Origin of the sequence: Nonomuraea turcica (assembly GCF_030718205.1) — a bacterium.
Classification (GTDB): domain Bacteria; phylum Actinomycetota; class Actinomycetes; order Streptosporangiales; family Streptosporangiaceae; genus Nonomuraea.
Map to the genome: position 1 here is coordinate 283621 of NZ_JAUZQF010000017.1, position 17144 is coordinate 300764.

Below are 17144 nucleotides of genomic sequence, written 5' to 3' on the forward strand. Positions count from 1 at the left end.
CTTTGTCCCCCGTCATCCTCTCCGCCGCGGGCACGGCCCTGCTGCTTCTCACCGACGGCCAGGGCCTGCCGCGGGTGCGCCACTTCGGTGCGGACCTCGGCCCCGTCGCCGGGCCCGAGCTGCTTCCCGCGCTCACCTCATCGGCTCCCGCGCTGCCGCTGCTGCCCGCCCAGGGCGACGGCTGGTACGGCAGGGCGGGCCTGTCGGGCACCAGGACCGGCGAGCACTGGGCGGTGCGGTGGACCCTCGACCGGCTCGACGCGCAGGCCGCCCCCGGCGCCGGTGGCACGGTGACCGTCGCCGCCTCCGACGAGCGGGCGGGGCTGGCGCTGGTGAGCGAGCTGGCCATGGACGCGGGCGGCCTGGTGACGCTGCGGCACACGGTGACCAACACCGCCGCCACGCCGTACCGGCTGGCGGGGCTGACCTGTGCGCTGCCGGTGCCCACGCGGGCCGGCGAGCTGCTGGACTTCACCGGCCGCTGGGCGCTGGAGAAGGTGCCGCAGCGCAGGGCGTTCGGGCATGGGGTGTGGAGCAGGGAGAACCGGCGGGGCCGCACCGGGCACGACGCCGCCGGGCTGCTCGTGGCCGGGACCGAGGGGTTCGGCTTCGGCGGCGGCGAGGTGTGGGCGGTGCACGCCGGCTGGAGCGGCAACCACGTGCACTACGCCGAGCGCTTCCACGAGGGGGTCGCCCTGCTGGCCGCGGGCGAGCTGCTCGAGCCCGGCGAGATCACCCTGGCCCAGGGGGAGAGCTACCGCACGCCGCTGGTGTACTTCACCTGGTCCGGCAGCGGCCTGGACGAGGCGAGCGCCCGGCTGCACGAGCACCTGCGGGCCGCCCGCCCGCTGCCGGTCCGGCCCGTCACGCTCAACAACTGGGAGGCCACCTACTTCGATCACGGCCTCGACCGGCTGCTGGAGCTGGCCGAGAAGGCCGCGGCGGCCGGGATCGAGCGGTTCGTGCTCGACGACGGCTGGTTCCGGCACCGCCGCCACGACCGCGCCGGGCTCGGCGACTGGTACGTCGACGAGGGGGTCTGGCCCGACGGGCTGCACCCGCTGGCCGACCACGTGCGCAAGCTCGGCATGCAGTTCGGGCTCTGGTTCGAGCCGGAGATGATCAACGAGGACTCCGACCTGGCCCGCGCCCACCCCGACTGGATCCTCGGCCGGCCGGAGCGGATGCCGCCGCCGTATCGCCACCAGCAGACGCTCGACCTGGCCCGGCCGGAGGCCTACGACTACCTGCTGGAGCGGCTCGACACCCTGGTCGGCGAGTACGCGCTCGACTACATCAAGTGGGACCACAACCGCGACATCGCCGAGCCCGTCCACGACGGCGTGGCCGGCGTGCACGCCCAGACGGAGGCGACCTACCGGCTGCTGGACGAGCTGCGCCGCCGCCACCCCGGCCTGGAGATCGAGTCGTGCTCGTCCGGCGGCGCCCGCGTCGACTACGGCATCCTCGCCCGCACCGACCGGGTGTGGACCTCCGACAGCAACGACGCCCTGGACCGGCAGGCCATCCAGCGCTGGACCGGGCTGCTCGTGCCGCCGGAGCGGATGGGCGCCCACGTCGGCGCGCCGCACGACCACGTCACCGGCCGGTCGCTGCCGCTGGCCTTCCGCGCCGGGACCGCGTTGTTCGGGCACATGGGCGTGGAATGGGACCTGACCTCGGCGAGCGAGGCCGACCTCGAGGAACTGGCCACGTGGATCGCCCTGCACAAGCGGCTGCGGCCGGTGCTGCACGCCGGGCGGGTGGTCCGGGCCGACCACCCCGACCCGTCGTCGCTGCTGCACGGCGTGGTGCTGCCCGAGCGCGGGGTGTATTGCTATGTGCAGGTGACCTCCCGGGTGGAGTCCGCGCCCGCGCCGCTGCGGCTGCCGGGCCTCGACCCCGCCGCCCTGTACGAGGTGCGCGTGGCGGGGCCCGTCCCGCAGGGCGCGGCGATGCCGCCGTGGGCCGCGATGCCGGAGTGGGCCGCGGCGCCGGTGCGGTTGCCCGGCGCCGCGCTGGCCGAGCTCGGGCTGCCGGCGCCGGGGCTGCGCCCGACGTCGGTGCTGGTCATCGAGGTGGAGAGGATCTCCGGCTAGTCCGTCCTGAGCCGACTTGGGCCCGCGCCGGCCGCGGGCCTTCGGTCAGTCCAGGTCCAGCCCGGAGCCGCCGAACCTGTCGCGCAGGAAGCGGCCCTGATCGCGCAGCGCCTGCTCGTCGCCCCGATGGATCGCCTCGGCGACCTTGCGCATCTGGGCGTCGAGCAGCGCCACCTGGGCCAGCAGCTCCTCGTGCGCGCTGCGCTCGCGGTCGGCCCGCCGGGTGAGGGCGTAGCGGCGCGGCAGGTTCGCGTACGCCTCCAGGCTGGCGGGCAGATAGCTGCGGATCGTCTGCGACACCACGTGCAGCTGGTCGGGGGAGGCGGTCAGCTGCTCGGCCCGGCCCAGCACGTCGTCGATGACCTCGCCCAGCGTCAGCACCGCCCGGTTCACGTCGGTGGGGAAGCGTCCCTCGATCCGCCGCAGCAGCGCGCGCAGGTCCTCGCGCAGCGCCCGCGTCTCGACCTCGGCGTGCGAGATCGTCAGCTTGACGCGGTCGGGCGGGGCCAGCAGCGCGCCGACCCCGTACAACGCGACCACGACCACCGGCCAGTACGCCCCCGCCAGCCCGAGGAAGTGGGCCAGCAGGCCGAGCAGCGCCAGGCAGGAGCCGGCGATGTTCCTGTTCGAGCCCAGATACCGCAGCACCCGGTCACTGATAGCCACGGATCTCCTTGAACGCGCTGCTCAGCGACGTCGAACGGGCGTCGAACACCGCGCCGCCGGTCAGCTGCGCCACCTGTCGCATCTCCTCGACGTCGCTCTCGCCGAACAACACGACGAACGTCGGCGTGCGCTGCCGCTCCTCCGGCAACGACCGGTAGCGGGCCTCGAAGGCGGCGTAGTCGCTGCCGTCGGTGTTCTCGCCGTCGGTCATGAGCACGATCGAGTTGTAGCGGCCGGGGGTCACCGGCCGGTCGTAGGCCGCGCTGAGGCTGTCGTAGATCGCGGTGCCGCCGCCCGCGTCCAGATCTTCGGCGAACGCCTTGATCTGCGCCAGCACCGGCTCGGGGTCCCGCTCGGGGATCGTGAACGGGACCGGCTCGTCCGGGTTGCCGCTGAACGGGATCATCGTCACGGTCTCCCGGTTGAGGAACCGCGTGAAGGCGCCGGACGCCGAGGCGTCCGCGCCGGTCAGCGCCACGAGTGCGGTGCGCAGCGCGTCGATCCTGTCGCCTCGCATCGACCCGGACGTGTCCAGCACGAACGTCGCCTCCGACGGGACGCGTACCTCGTTGAGGTAGGTGGAGATCAGCTCGTCGGCGGTGCTGCGCCGGTTCGGGAACGGCAGCTCGATGAGCTGCGCCGAACCGAACTTGGGGTCCTGCGCCACGCCGGGCACGATCGGCCGGCGGTGCGTGCCGGTCATGATGTCCTTCTGCACGGCGGGCGTGCGCAGCCAGGCGGCGAGCTTGCCGTACAGGGCCTTCTTCTCCTCCGGGGCGGAGGCGAGCAGCGTGAGCGGGTAGTCGGCGCTGACCACGCCGTCGCTCGGGTAGATCAGCGTGACGCGCTCGCGCAGGCCCAGGAGCACCGACTCGTAGTTGACCATCCCGTCCACACCCTGGTCGCGGGCGTACGCCTCGGCCAGCCAGCCCGACGAGCCGGCCGTCAGCCGCTGCGCCGAGAAGAAGTCCTTCAGCTTCGGCGTGACCCCGGCCACCTGCTCGGCGCTGAGCGCGCCGTCGGCGTCCGACAGCGCCGCCGCCACCCCCACCAGGGCGGAGAAGCCCGAGTTGGAGGAGGCCGGGTTCGTCATGCCGAAGCTGAATTGGCCGTCCTTGGCCGCCGCCGCGATGTCGGCCCACGTCACCGGCTTGCCGTCCCAGCCGAGCTCGGCCGCCTTGGCCGGCTTCAGTCCCAGCACCACGGGCGAGACCATGGTCTTGGTCTGGGTGGACAGCTTGGCCTGCGCGCCGTCGATCAGCGACAGGTAGCGGTTGGAGGAGAACCAGATCGCGTCCACCCGTTCGGCGGCGCGGCCGCTCGCGACCTGCTCAGCGCCGTCGAGCGTGCCGGTGTAGGAGAGCCTCACCTTGACGCCGGCCTCCTGCTCGGCCCGGCGCAGCAGCGGCTCGAGGTCCTTGATCTCGCTGCCGGCCAGCACCCGCAGCACGTCCGGGCCGTCAGCCGGCTCCTCGCCCTCGCCGCCGGCCCCGCACGCGGCCGCCAGCAGCAGCGTGACCGCGATCAGCGCCCGCCTCACTCGGAACCCTCCCTGGCCCGCTCCAGGTAGGTCTTGGCGTGGTCCAGCTCGGCCGACAGGCTGTCCACCGTGGTCGCCATGTTCTCGACCGCCTTCGCGCGGAAGGAGTCGATGAGGTCCATCGTGGCGTAGACGTTGTCGAACGCCTGCCGGAGCGTGTCCAGGTCCACGGTGGCCGAGGCCGCCTGGTTCTGGATCGCGCCCGCCTGCGTGCGCAGCATCTCACTGGTGGCCAGGATCAGGTCGCTGGTCGTGGCGTTCAGCGCGCTGATCTGGTCGAGCACCAGCTTCTGCCCGGCCAGCGCCTGCGCGACCGTCACCGCCGTGCGCAGCGCCGCCACCGTTGTCGTCGTGGCCCGGTCCACGCCCTTGCTCAGCTCCAGATTGTTCTTGCGCACCAGGTCCAGCGCCAGGTAGCCCTGCGCCGAGACGGCCAGCTGGGTGAGCAGGTCCTGGTGCTTCTGCCGCACCGCGAACAACGCGTCCGAGCGCAGCGCCGTGGCCCGCTGCTCGTCGGCCTGCGCGATCCGCTCCTCCAGGGCCGCGTCCATGGCCTGGGCCATGACGGCGTACTCCTGCAGGCGCGTCATCGCCTCCCACAGGTTCGCCTTCTCGCCCTCGATGGCGGCGTTGTCGCGCAGCAGCTCGTCCTGGCCGGACTTCAGCGCGCGGATGATGTCGTCGATGTGCTTCTGCGCGGAGTGGAACTTGGCGAAGTAGTCGCGCAGCCGGTCGCCGAACGGGATCAGCCCCAGCAGCTTGCGCGCCCCGCTCGCGGCCTGCTTCGGATCCAGGTCCACGACGGTACGGCGCAGCGCCACGAGGTCGCCCGCGACCTTGGCCTGGGCGTCGGAGCCCTCGCCCTTGGCCGCGTCGAGCGCGGCCACCGGCCGCTTGAGCATGCGGTTGGCCACCTGCGAGGCGGACCTGATCTCGGTGTCGCCCATCGAGGAGATGTCGTGCACCTTGCGGGAGAACTCCGGCGAGCGCGGGTCGAGCCCGCCGAGCTCCCCGGCGAACGCGCGCGCCTTGGCGGTCAGCTCGGCCGTACGCTCGCCGGACATCGGCAGCATGCCTGCCGCCGTCTCCGTCGGCACCGGCGCGACCGGCGCGGGTGGCGTGAGCACCAGATCGGACAAAGGAACTCCTTGGTCAGGGCCGGGCGGCGTCGATGGTCGTGATCAGCTTGTCCAGCCGCTCGTACGCAGGCGGCTCGACGACGTCGACCAGGTCGGCCGCGGCCGGCGCCTTGGTCTTGGCCACCAGGTCGGCGAACGCCTGGGGGTCGGTGGTGCGGAAGCCGTACGCGGCCGCCAGGGCCAGCAGCTTCGGGTCCTTGGTCAGCAGCTCCCCGACCCGGGTGCCCTGCCCCGAGAGCGGGACGAGGGTGTGCTTGCTGAGCACGGTGGGCGACGGGTAGACCAGGCGCATGTCCGGTTTGATCGCGCCGTCGCCGGCGAAGACGTGCGCCAGATACTGCGCCTCGTAGACCACCAGCATCGGCGTCTTGCCCGCGCCCAGCGCCAGGTAGTCGTCGAACGACGCCTCGCTGGTCGACTCGGCGAAGCCCTGGTCGAGCACGGCCGGCGCGAGAAGGGGCGCGACCTTGGCGATCTGGGCGTCGGAGCTGATGACGTCATCGCCGTTGGCCACGTAACCGATCACCGACAGGTACATGGCGGCGGAGTTGGACGTGCGGATGTCGGTCGTGGTGAGCAGCACCCGTTTGCGAGCCTGGTAAGCCGAATTACCCGGAATTTGGTCCCATCGAGTGCCTTTGGCTACTAATTCCAGATATTTCTTAATGTCTAGGGTTTGGTGGCCTTTGCCGGAATCGTGGAGCACGCCCGCCTTCGTCAGCAGCGCCGCGATCGGCTCGAACGTCGCCACCGCCATCGGCGAGTAGAACGGCGAGAACGTCGTCGTGGCCTTGCGGTCGCGCTTGATCCGCTCGGCCGCCGGAACGCTGGAGGGGAAGGCGAAGGCGTACCTGCTCAGGTCCACGTCGGTGACGATCTGCCGGGAACCGGCCGTGTCCACCTCGACGCGCAGGCCGTGCTCGGCGAAGGCCGCCTTGACCCGCGGATCGTCGAAGAACGGCTTCTTCTCCGACCCGATGACCCCCCGTACCAGGGCTAATTCCTGGCCCTTGTCCTCCCGGCCGCCCAGGAGGATCGCGACCACCGCCACCCCGGCCAGAACCACCGCCAGAATGACGCCGATCCAACGCTTCATCGCACCCCGTCTCGTGAAATATCCCCCATAACTGAAATTATGGAAGAGCGGCCGGGGGATTCGCGCGGGCGGAAAGCCGACCGTACGTCAGAATTCATGCGCCGTTCACGGACGGCCGGGCCGTCCCGGCCGCTCCACCAGAAGATCGTTGACGTTCCGCGGCCACGCGCCTCTTGACGGTCAGCGCCTCCACGGTTAACACTCTCGCAACACCGATCACGCGCGGTGTGATGTTAGCGCTAACAAAGAGGAGTCGCTGATGCGACGAGGTGCTCTGGCGTGCCTGGTGGCACTGGCCGCGACCACGCTGGTGGCGTTGCCCGCCCGGGCAGCGGCCGACGGTCCGGTGTTGTGGTACAAGCTCGACGAGCAGGCGGGAGCGGTGGCGGCGGACTCGTCCGGCAACGCCCGCCACGGCACGGTGCGCGGCACGCCGGGCTGGGGCGACGGGCTGACGTTCAACGGCAGCGACACCGACGTGAAGCTGCCGGACGACGTCATGAAGGGCATGGACTCGATCACCGTCTCCACGGACGTCCTCATCGACCCCGCGCAGCGCACGCCGTACTTCATCTACGGGCTCGGCAACACCAGCGGCACGAGCGGCAACGGCTACCTGTTCGCGACCGGCAACCACCTGCGTGTCGCGGTGGCCAGCGGCAACTGGTCGACCGAGCAGAACACCCGCCTGTCGACCTCGTACAACCTGGGCCGGGGCGGCTGGAAGCACCTGGTCTACACCCAGACGGGCACCACCGGCGTCCTGTACGAGGACGGCGTGGAGATCGGCCGCAACGCCAACGTCACGATCACGCCGGGCTCCATCGGCGGCGGCACGACCACGGCCAACCATCTCGGCCGGTCGGTGTACTCGGCGGACCGGCTCTTCCAGGGCAAGCTGCGCGACTTCCGGATCTACGACCGGGCGATCAGCGCGGATGAGGTGAAGGCGCTGGCGCAGGCCACCGTCGCCGCCGCGCTCGCGGCCGACAGGCAGGCCCTCACCCTCGGCGACACCAGCGCCGTGACCGCCGACCTGACGCTGCCGGCCGCCGCGCCCGGCGGCTCCAAGGTCACCTGGGCGACCAGTGACGCCTCGGTGGTCACCGCCACCGGCAAGGTCACCCGGCCGGCGAACGGGCAGCCGCCCGCCACGGCCACGCTCACGGCCACCCTGGCCAGGGGCGCGCTCACCGACACCAAGACGTTCGAGATCACGGTCATGCCCGAGCACGACGACGCGAAGATCGCGCAGGACGCCGCCGCCGCGCTGACGGTGCACGGCGTCGACGACGTGCGCGGCAACCTCACGCTCCCCGTCACCGGCCAGAACGGCACCACGGTCTCCTGGGCCTCCGGCAAGCCGTCGGTCATCACGCCCACCGGAGAGGTCACCCGCCCGGCCCACGGCGCCGGCGACGTCACGGTCACGCTGACCGCCACGGTCACCAAGAACGCCGCCACCGCCACCCGCGCGTTCACCGCCAAGGTGCGCGAACTGCCGGCTGAGCAGGACCTCAAGGGCTACCTGTTCAGCTACTTCACCGGCGAGGGGACCGCGGACGGCGAGCAGGTCTACTTCGCCCTCAGCCGCGGCAACGACCCGCTGCGCTGGCGCGAGCTCAACGGCGGCAAGCCCGTGCTCACCTCCACGCTGGGGGAGAAGGGCCTGCGCGACCCGTTCATCATCCGCTCGCCCGAGGGCGACAAGTTCTACCAGATCGCCACCGACCTGCGGATCTTCGGCAACGGCAACTGGGACGCCGCCCAGCGCACCGGCAGCAAGTCGATCATGGTGTGGGAGTCGACCGACCTGGTCAACTGGGGCGAGGGCCGGCTGGTGAAGGTCTCGCCCGACACCGCGGGCAACACCTGGGCGCCGGAGGCGTACTACGACGAGACCCTCGGCGCGTACGTCGTCTTCTGGGCCTCCAAGCTGTACGCCGCGGACGACCCGAACCACACGGGCAACACCTACAACCGGATGATGTACGCCACGACCCGCGACTTCCGCACCTTCAGCGAGCCCAAGGTGTGGGTGGACCCGGGCTACTCGGTGATCGACTCGACGGTCATCAAGCACGACGGCACCTACTACCGCTACACCAAGGACGAGCGGAACAACAGCTCGACCACCCCGTGCAGCAAGTTCATCCTGGCCGAGACGTCCACCTCGTTGCTCAACACCAAGTGGGACTTCCTTTCCGAGTGCATCGGCAAAGGCGCCATGAGCCAGGGTGAGGGCCCGACCATCTTCAAGTCCAACGACCAGGAGAAGTGGTACCTGTTCATCGACGAGTTCGGCGGGCGCGGCTACATCCCGTTCGAGTCGGCGAACCTGGCCTCGGGCGCCTGGACGCCGTCGGCGAACTACTCGCTGCCCGCCAGGCCCCGCCACGGCACGGTCATCGGCGTCACACAGGCCGAGTACGACCGGCTGCTGCGCGCTTACGCGCCCGGCCAGCTCGTGGAGAGCACCGAGGAGGTCAAGGTCGTCACCGGCATCGGTGACGCGCCCATCCTGCCGGAGCAGGTGTCCGCCACGTTCGCCGACGGCAGCACCGGCCCGGTCGCCGTCACCTGGGACGAGGTCCCGGCCTCCGCCTACGCCCAGGCGGGCACGTTCACCGTGCAGGGCACGCTGCCCGACGGCGCGTCGGTGCGGGCCAAGGCGACGGTGACGGTGTCTGCCGAGGGCGTGCCGGTGGAGAGCCTCACCGTCTCGCCCGCCGAGCTGCGGCTCGGCGTCGGCGTGAGCCGCCAGGTCAAGGCCGTCGTCGAGCCGGCGAACGCCACCGCCAGGCGGCTCACCTGGACCAGCGCCGACCCCTCCGTCGCGACGGTCAGCGCCACCGGCCTGGTGACCACGGTCAAGGCGGGCACGACCGAGATCACGGCACGCACCGCCGACGGCTCCAAGACCGTCACCATCCCCGTCGAGGCCACCACCGAGATCCCCGCCGACCTGCTGCTGCACTACACCTTCGACGAGAAGGCCGGCACCGTCGCCCGGGACGCCTCCGGGCGCGGCCACGACGGCTCCTACGAGCGCACCCCGGCCTGGGGCGACGGCGTGCACGGCGCGTCGTTCAAGATGGCGGGCGGCGCAGGCACGTCTGCGACCGCGCCGTACGTCACCCTCCCGAACGGCGTGCTCAAGGACGTCTCCGACGTGACCGTGGCCTTCCACGTCAAGTGGAACGCCTCCACCACGGCCAACCAGTGGATCTACGGCTTCGGCCCGGACCGCAACAAGTACCTGTTCACCGGGCCCCGCAACGGCGCCGGCGTGCTGTTCTCGGCGATCACCACAGGCAGTTGGCAGGCGGAGTCGTCCATGCGGCACTCGGCGGCGCTGCCCGGCGGCGAGTGGAAGCACGTCGCGGTGACGCTCGACTCGGGCGCGAAGACGATGGTCATGTACCTCGACGGCGTCGAGATCGCCCGAGCGGCGAACGTCGCGGTCAAGGCGTCCGACCTGTATGACGCCGCCAAGACCTACGGCGGTTACATCGGCAGGTCGCTGTACGCCGAGGACCCGTACTTCGCCGGCGAGGTGGACGACTTCCGCGTCTACGGCCGCGCGCTGCCGGCCGCGGAGATCTACGAGCTCGGCGGCGATCCCGCCGCGATCATCGGGGTGACCCTGCCGGAGCTCAAGGTCGACGCCATCGTGGACGCCGACGGCGGCGGGATCACGCTGCCACTGAAGGAGGGCAGCGACGTCACCAAGCTGGCGCCGCAGCTCACCCTCGCCCCCGGCGCCACCGTCAGCCCCGCCTCCGGCGCGGAGCGCGACTTCACCGAGCCCGTCACCTACACCGTGACCGGCGCGGACGGCACGAAGCGGGAGTGGACGGTCACCGCGCTCGTCATGAAGAGCCCGGTGCTGCCCGGCCTGTACGCCGACCCCAACCTCGTGGTGTTCGGCGACCGCTTCTACCTGTATCCCACCACGGACGGGTTCCCCGGCTGGAGCGGGACCCAGTTCAAGGCGTTCTCCTCGACCGACCTGGTGCACTGGACCGACCACGGCGTCATCCTCGACCTGGGGCCCGACGTGACGTGGGCGGACAACAGCGCCTGGGCGCCGGCGATCGCCGAGAAGGATGGCAAGTACTACTTCTACTTCAGCGGCGGCATGGCCACCGGCAACACGGCCAAGCACCTCGGGGTGGCCGTGGCGGACTCGCCGACGGGCCCGTTCCGCGACGCCCTCGGCAAGCCGCTCGTCCCCGCCGGGACCTACAGCGGGCAGATGATCGACCCCGCCGTGTTCCAGGACAACGACGGGCAGCACTACCTGTACTGGGGGAACGGCAACTCCTACCAGGTGCCGCTGAACGCCGACATGGTCTCGTTCGACGCCGCGAAGCTGAAGACGTACAAGCCGGCCGGCTACAACGAAGGCTCCTTCGTCATCAAGCGGGACGGCACGTACTACTTCATGTGGTCGGAGAACGACACCCGCAGCGAGGACTACCAGGTGGCCTACGCCACCGGCGAGACGCCGCTCGGCCCCTGGACCAAGCGCGGTGTCATCCTGCGCAAGAACCTCGCGCTCGGCATCAAGGGCACCGGCCACCATTCCGTGATCCGCGTGCCCGGCACCGATGACTGGTACATCGCCTATCACCGCTTCGCCAGCCCCGGCGGCGACGGCACCCACCGGGAGACCACGATCGACCGGCTGGAGTTCGGCGACGACGGGCTGATCAAGCCCGTGACGCCGACGCTGGAGAGCATCGATCCCGTCGCGGTCGTGACCGCCGGGCCCGACGCCTCCGGCGCCGAAGGCGCACCGATCGCGCTGGCGGGCACGTTCTCCGGAGCGGGCGCGCCCGCCTGGCGGTACGAGGCCGCCGACACGGAAGGCACCTGCGCCTTCGCCGACCCCGGGTCGCCGCAGACCACGGTGACCTGCACGGACGAGGGCGTCTACCGGGTCACGCTCACCGCCGGGCGCAGCCGGGACACCGCGACCGTCACCGTCGCCAACGCCGGCCCCGCCATCACCCGCGTGTCGGGTCCCCAGGATCCCGTCGCGGCGGGTAAGACCGTGGAGCTGGCGGTCACGTCCAGCGACCCAGGGGCGGACACGCTCACCTGCGAGGTCGACTGGACGGACGGCGCCACCGGACCGTGCGCGGAGGGCCACGCCTACGCGAAGGCGGGCATCTACCAGCCGGTGGTCACCGTCGCCGACGGCGACGGCGGCAAGGCCGTGGCGACGGCCGATCCCGTCGTGGTCTACGACCCGAAGGCCGGGTTCGTCACCGGCGGCGGCTGGATCGGCTCGCCGGCGGGCGCGCAGCCCGGCAAGCCGGCGGCGACGGGCAAGGCCGTGTTCGGGTTCGTGTCGGCGTATCAGAAGGACGCCACCCGCCCGGCCGGACAGACCGCCTTCGCCTTCCCGGCCGGCGGCGTCACCTTCGTCGCCACCCGCTACGACTGGCTCGTGGTGACCGGCGGCGAGGTCCGCTACCGGGGCGTCGGCAAGGTCAACGACAAGCCCGGGTACGCCTTCACGGTCACCGCCCTCGACGGGGCTGCCGACAGGTTCCAGATCAGGATCTGGAACGAGGCGAGCGGCGAGGTCCTCTACGACAACCGAGGCACCGACATCGGCGGCGGCGAGATCGTCGTCCACGAGAGGAGGTAAGGGCGGGGTAATGCGGTGAACGCGCTTTAATGCCGCCGCAACCGCGCCGACCGTGATCATGTAACAACCCGTGCGGACACTGGGTGCCATGAGCGATGCACCTAAGGTCATGCACCTAAGTTCCGGACATGTCACCAAACAGGGCACCAAGCAAGGACGCTCGTGGCGGCGGGAGATCGCGGAGCTCGCCGCCCTGTTCCTCGCGGTGGGCCTGGCGCACCTGCTCGCGACGTTGCTCGGGCACGAGGACCCGGGGCCCGTCGTGCTGATCGGGCTCGGCGTGGCGTTGATCCTCGGAGCCGCGATCCACAAACGGATCGGCCGCCGCCCCGCACGCAGGAGCACCGCGCTCCCGGTGGCCGAGGGAGCCGGCTCGCCGATGGCGTTGTGGCGCGTCCGCATGCGGGTGGTGGAGCGCCCGGGACGGCTGGCGACGGTGGCCGGCGCGTTCGGCCGGCTGGGCTGCAACATCCTGGCGTTGCACATCGCGCCGACCGGCAGCAGCGCCATCACGCCCGCCGGTTGTGACGCGCTCGACGAGTTCGTCATCGAGGCGCCCCGCGAGCTGGCGCTCGGCGTGCTCGCCCAGGCGCTGACCGACGCCGGCGGGCACGACGTCGTCCTCGTGCCCGCCCAGGTCAAGGACCTCACCGACCCCGGCGTGCAGGCGCTGGTCCTGGCCCAGCGGGTCAGCGCCGACCCCGACCGGCTGCCGGAGGCCATGGCCGAGCTGCTGCGGGTCGCGCAGGTCGAGTGGCGGCGGCCCGGCGACACCGTGGACGAGGGCGCCGAGCTCAACACGACCATGGTGATCTCCGTGAACCCGGACCGCGCCCTGCTGATCAGACGGCCGGAGCTGCCGTTCACCCCGACCGAGGCGGCCAGGGCGGCCGCCCTGACCGCGGCCGCCCGCCAGGCGCGCTACACACCCTCGCCCTGACGCCCCCACCGGCCCGACCGCACCCGGCGGCCCCACCTGCGCCTGGCCGGCCTGACTACGCCTGGTCGGTCGGCCTGCGGCGGTCAGGCGCGTTCCTTGGTCCACCGTTCCAGGCCGGCCGCGTCGATGGGCAGGGCGGCGGAAAGGACCTCCGCGCCGTCGGGGGTGACGAGTAGGTCGTCCTCGATCCGCACGCCGATCCCGCGCAGCTCCGGCGGCACCGTGCGGTCGTGGACATGGAAGTACAGGCCGGGCTCCACGGTCAGCACCATGCCGGGCGCCATCCGCGCGCCGTGGTAGGCCTCCGGGCGGGAGCGGGCGCAGTCGTGCACGTCCAGCCCCAGGTGGTGGCCGATACCGCAGACCAGGTAGCGGCGGTGGTGCTGGCCCCGCTCGGACAGCGCCTCGTCCACCGAGACCGGCAGCAGCCCCCAGTCGTGCAGGCCGTGCGCGATGACCTCCATGGCGGCGTGGTGGAAATCGGTGAACGCGCGCCCCGGCGCGACCTGCGCCATCCCGGCCCGGTGCGCCCGCTCCACCAGGTCGTGCACCTGGCGCTGGGCGGGGGAGAAGGACCCGGACACGGGGAAGGTACGGGTGACGTCGGCGGTGTAGTGACTGCGGACCTCGACCCCCATGTCGAGCAGCAGCAGCTCGCCGGGACGCACCGGCCCGTCGCAGCGCACCCAGTGCAGGGTGGGCGCGTGCGGCCCGGCGCCCACGATGCTCGCGTAGCCGGGACCGTTGCCGTACGTCCTGGCATACCGGTCGAACGTGCCCTGCAGCCAGCGCTCGCCCCCGCCCGCCACCGCCGCGGGGACCTCGGCGAGCACCGCGGCGAAGCCCTCGACGGTACGGTCGACGGCCTCGCGGAGCTGGGCGATCTCCCACTCGTCCTTGATCATGCGCAGTTCGGCCAGCGTCCGCTCGAGCTCCTGCGAGGACTCCTCCCAGCCGGGGCCCGACAGGAGGGCGCCGGGGGGCGGCCCGGCGAAGGCGGGCAGCGGGAACACCTCGATCCCGAGCGCCGCCGACCACTCCTGCAGCGACGGCGACGGGCCCACCCATAATTCGCCGTGGACGGCGTCGGAGTAGAACCCCGGGTCGCCGGGGCGGGCCGGCGGCGGCAGGTACAGGGTGGCGTCGCCGTCCCTGACCACGGCCACGGCCTGCTCGGCCGCGCAGCCGGTCAGCCAGAAGAAGTCGCTGTCCACCCGGAAGCCGTAGTCGGTGTCGTTGCTGCGGACCGGCGCCATACCGGCCGCCACCACCACGGTCCGGCCGGGCAGCGCGGTCGCCAGCCTCGCCCGGTGCGCTGCCGCGGCCTCGGCGGCGCCGGGCATCACATCAGGGGTGCGGGCGGGAGAGTCCCAGCCCTGGGCGATGTACTCGGTGAACGCGGGGATCTCCGACAGTTTGGGCAGCCTGCCGTCACTCACCGGTGATTCCTCCTCCCATGTCGCGGACGAGCCCGGTCAGCCTGGCGAAGACGCGGTCCTCGCCGATGCCGTCGTGCTCATACTCGTTCGTCACCCACGCCTGCGCGTTGCCGATCCGGGCCGCGGTGTCCAGCTGCAGGCCGGAGTCGACGTACATGTCGTCGAAATAGACCGCCGCGGCCAACGGCACCTCGTTGGCGGCCAGCCGGTCCAGGTCGTACAGCCGCGGCCAGTCCGCCCGCTCGGCGAGCAGCTCGACGGCGGCGCGGAAGGGCCGCAGCGCGCGGATCTCCTCGAACATCCAGGGATAGATCATCTCCCCGGTGAACAGCAGCGGCCTGGCGTCCTCGGCGAAGGCCGGATGCCGGGCCCGCTCCCGCTGCGCCGCCCACGCGGTCGCGCCGGGCCCGGAGCCGTAGATGCTCTCCTGCAACGCCGCGAACAGCGGATTGTCGGCGAAGGAGGTGCGCGCCAGCACCTGGTGCAGGAACGTCTCCGGCAGTCCCTCCGCCTCATCCAGCAGCCAGTGCATACGCTCATAGCCCGGCTTCATGCCGAAGTCGAGACCGAGCGACTGCAGCCGCCGCACGGTCAGCACGTCGCCGTCCGGCAGCCGCACATCGCCCTCGGCCAGCCGGTCGGCGAGCCGCGCGACGGTCTCGGCGTGGTGCGGATAGCGGCGGTAGAACGCGGCGTTCTTGGCCGCCACCCGGGGATAGGTGCGCCGGTAGACCTCCTCGGCGTCCGGCTCCAGCGCCGCCAGCCCGCCCGCCACGTAGCAGGCGCTCAGCCCCTCCGGGGCCGCGGACAGGTACGTCAGCGTCAGAAACCCGCCGTAGCTCTGCCCCAGCGTCGACCAGCGCTTGCCGCCGAAGACGGTCTTCCGCAGATGCTCGGCGTCGGCCACGATCGAGTCCGCGCGGAAGCGGGCCAGGTAGTCCGCGCCCTCCCGGGCGCCGAGCGCGCTCATCACCCGCCCGTCGATCCGCGTGCTGCGGCCGGTGCCGCGCTGGTCGAGAAGGATCACCCGGTACGTCTCCAGCGCCCGCCCCAGCCACCCCGACGTGCCCACGGGCCGCGGCCCCTTGCCGCCGGGCCCGCCCTGCAGGAACAGCAGGCACGGCAGGTCCTCCCGGTCGCGGTCCGCAGCCACCAGCTCCCGGGCGAACACCCTGATCGGGGCCCCCGGGTCCGACCAGTCGAGCGGCACCTCTACCACGTGGTCACGCACGCGCATCCCGGGAATCGTGTACGTCGCGATGATCAAGACCTCTCCCTCCTGCGGCGCTCCCAGTCCGGATTGATGCGAGGAATGGCGGCGAGCAGCGTCCTGGTGTAGTCGTCGCGCGGGTCGCCGAACACCTGCTTGGTGTCGCCGAGCTCGACGATCCGTCCCTTGCTCATCACCGCCACCCGGTGGGCGATCTGCCGGACGACGGCGAGGTCGTGGGCGATGAAGACGTAGCTGAAGCCGCTCTCCCGCTGCAGCCGCCGCAGCAGCTCGATCACCTGCGCCTGCACCGACACGTCCAGCGCCGACACGGCCTCGTCGCAGATGACCAGCTTGGGGTTGACGGCCAGCGCGCGCGGGCGATGCCGACGCGCCCTCATGTCACCTTCCCAGTAATGTGTGGCATTGCACTGGACTTTAGGTGTCAGGAAGGTGTTTGCCAAGGGTCAAGGGATCGACTTAAACAGAACGTAACCACGAAAACGGCCGCCCGGCTCTCGCTGGACGGCCGATGATCGAGCCTGCGCGGTCAGCGTTCGATGAGGGTGACCTCGAGGGAGTAGAGGGAGGCGCGGTAGACGTGCGAGCCGTGCTCGACGGCGCGGCCCTGGTCGTCGTACGTGGTGCGGATCATGGTGAGCAGCGGGGCGCCGCGGCGCTCCTCCAGCAGCCGGGCCTCCGCCTGGGTGGCGGCCCGCGCCCCGATGCGCTGGTTGGCCACTCGCATCCGCACGCCGGCCCCGCGCAGCAGCTCGTACAGCCCGCGGTCCTCGAGGCCGGCGGCGGACAGCGGGGCCAGCCCCGGCGGCAGCCAGTTGTGCAGCACGGCCAGCGGCTCCCCGGCCGCGAAGCGCAGCCGCTCCACGTAGAGGATCTCGGCGCCGGTCTCCATGCCCAGGATGCGGGCGATCTCCTCCTCGGCCGGCCGCCGCTCCAGCGCCAGGACCTGTGTGGCCGGCTCCTGGCCCGCCCGGCGCAGGTCGTCGTACAGGCTCGTCAGCTCCACCGAGCGCTTGACCTGGCCGTGCACCACCTGCGTGCCGACCCCCCGCTTGCGCACGAGCAGGCCCTTGTCCACCAGGTATTGGATCGCCTGGCGGATCGTCGGCCTGGACAGGCCGAGCTTGTCGGCCAGCAGGATCTCGTTGTCCAGCCGGGCGCCGGGCGCCAGGTCGCCTCGCCGGATCGCCTCGGCGATCTGCTCGGCCACCTGGAAATAGAGCGGCACAGGGCTGGACCGGTCCAGGTCGATGGCGAGGTTCGCGGTCATGTGATCAGCTTAACCGGGGTCAGAATGTCCTGACAAACGGCTCCGACCCGCCCTCTGCCGCC

At 71.7% G+C, this 17144-nt stretch carries 11 protein-coding genes; 3 read left to right on the plus strand and 8 right to left on the minus strand.

Features of this window, described 5'->3' with window-relative positions; all coding sequences use genetic code 11:
- Positions 1-2: 2 nt before the first annotated feature.
- On the plus strand, positions 3-2099 hold the full coding sequence (locus Q9G87_RS38350; protein ID WP_305921480.1) for an alpha-galactosidase: 2097 nt from the start codon (positions 3-5) through the stop codon (positions 2097-2099).
- A 45-nt stretch (positions 2100-2144) separates the two neighbouring features.
- On the opposite strand, the gene Q9G87_RS38355 is transcribed toward Q9G87_RS38350, so the two are convergent.
- The 4 genes from Q9G87_RS38355 to Q9G87_RS38370 are packed head-to-tail and all read right to left on the minus strand — an operon-like array spanning position 2145 to position 6540.
- Positions 2145-2765, minus strand: a complete 621-nt coding sequence (locus tag Q9G87_RS38355) for a hypothetical protein (protein ID WP_305921481.1) — start codon at positions 2763-2765, stop codon at positions 2145-2147.
- Entirely contained in the window at positions 2752-4305 is a 1554-nt protein-coding gene (locus tag Q9G87_RS38360) for a vWA domain-containing protein (RefSeq protein WP_305921482.1), read from the minus strand. Before Q9G87_RS38360 ends, Q9G87_RS38355 begins: the two co-directional genes overlap by 14 nt.
- Positions 4302-5444: a toxic anion resistance protein gene (locus Q9G87_RS38365; RefSeq protein ID WP_305921483.1), complete on the minus strand. Its 1143-nt coding sequence runs from the start codon at positions 5442-5444 to the stop codon at positions 4302-4304. The genes Q9G87_RS38360 and Q9G87_RS38365 overlap by 4 nt, the downstream gene beginning before the upstream one ends.
- Before the next feature lie 13 nt (positions 5445-5457).
- The gene (locus Q9G87_RS38370) at positions 5458-6540 is read right to left on the minus strand and encodes a hypothetical protein (protein ID WP_305921484.1); all 1083 of its coding nucleotides are present in this window, start codon (positions 6538-6540) and stop codon (positions 5458-5460) included.
- Positions 6541-6799: 259 nt separating this feature from the next.
- Here Q9G87_RS38370 and Q9G87_RS38375 point away from each other — a divergent pair, with 259 nt between their 5' ends.
- Complete coding sequence (locus tag Q9G87_RS38375; protein ID WP_305921485.1) at positions 6800-12202, plus strand: family 43 glycosylhydrolase; 5403 nt, start codon at positions 6800-6802, stop codon at positions 12200-12202.
- Between the two features lie 88 nt (positions 12203-12290).
- Entirely contained in the window at positions 12291-13142 is an 852-nt protein-coding gene (locus tag Q9G87_RS38380) for an ACT domain-containing protein (protein ID WP_305921486.1), read from the plus strand.
- Between the two features lie 83 nt (positions 13143-13225).
- On the opposite strand, the gene Q9G87_RS38385 is transcribed toward Q9G87_RS38380, so the two are convergent.
- From Q9G87_RS38385 to Q9G87_RS38400, 4 genes are all read right to left on the minus strand, one after another.
- Positions 13226-14581, minus strand: a complete 1356-nt coding sequence (locus Q9G87_RS38385) for an aminopeptidase P family protein (protein WP_305921487.1) — start codon at positions 14579-14581, stop codon at positions 13226-13228.
- Entirely contained in the window at positions 14574-15848 is a 1275-nt protein-coding gene (locus Q9G87_RS38390) for an alpha/beta fold hydrolase (RefSeq protein WP_305921488.1), read from the minus strand. The genes Q9G87_RS38385 and Q9G87_RS38390 overlap by 8 nt, the downstream gene beginning before the upstream one ends.
- The gene (locus Q9G87_RS38395; RefSeq protein WP_305921489.1) at positions 15845-16192 is read right to left on the minus strand and encodes an ABC transporter ATP-binding protein; all 348 of its coding nucleotides are present in this window, start codon (positions 16190-16192) and stop codon (positions 15845-15847) included. The genes Q9G87_RS38390 and Q9G87_RS38395 overlap by 4 nt, the downstream gene beginning before the upstream one ends.
- Positions 16193-16341: 149 nt before the next feature.
- Positions 16342-17082, minus strand: a complete 741-nt coding sequence (locus Q9G87_RS38400) for a GntR family transcriptional regulator (protein ID WP_305921490.1) — start codon at positions 17080-17082, stop codon at positions 16342-16344.
- Between the last annotated feature and the right edge of the window lie 62 nt (positions 17083-17144).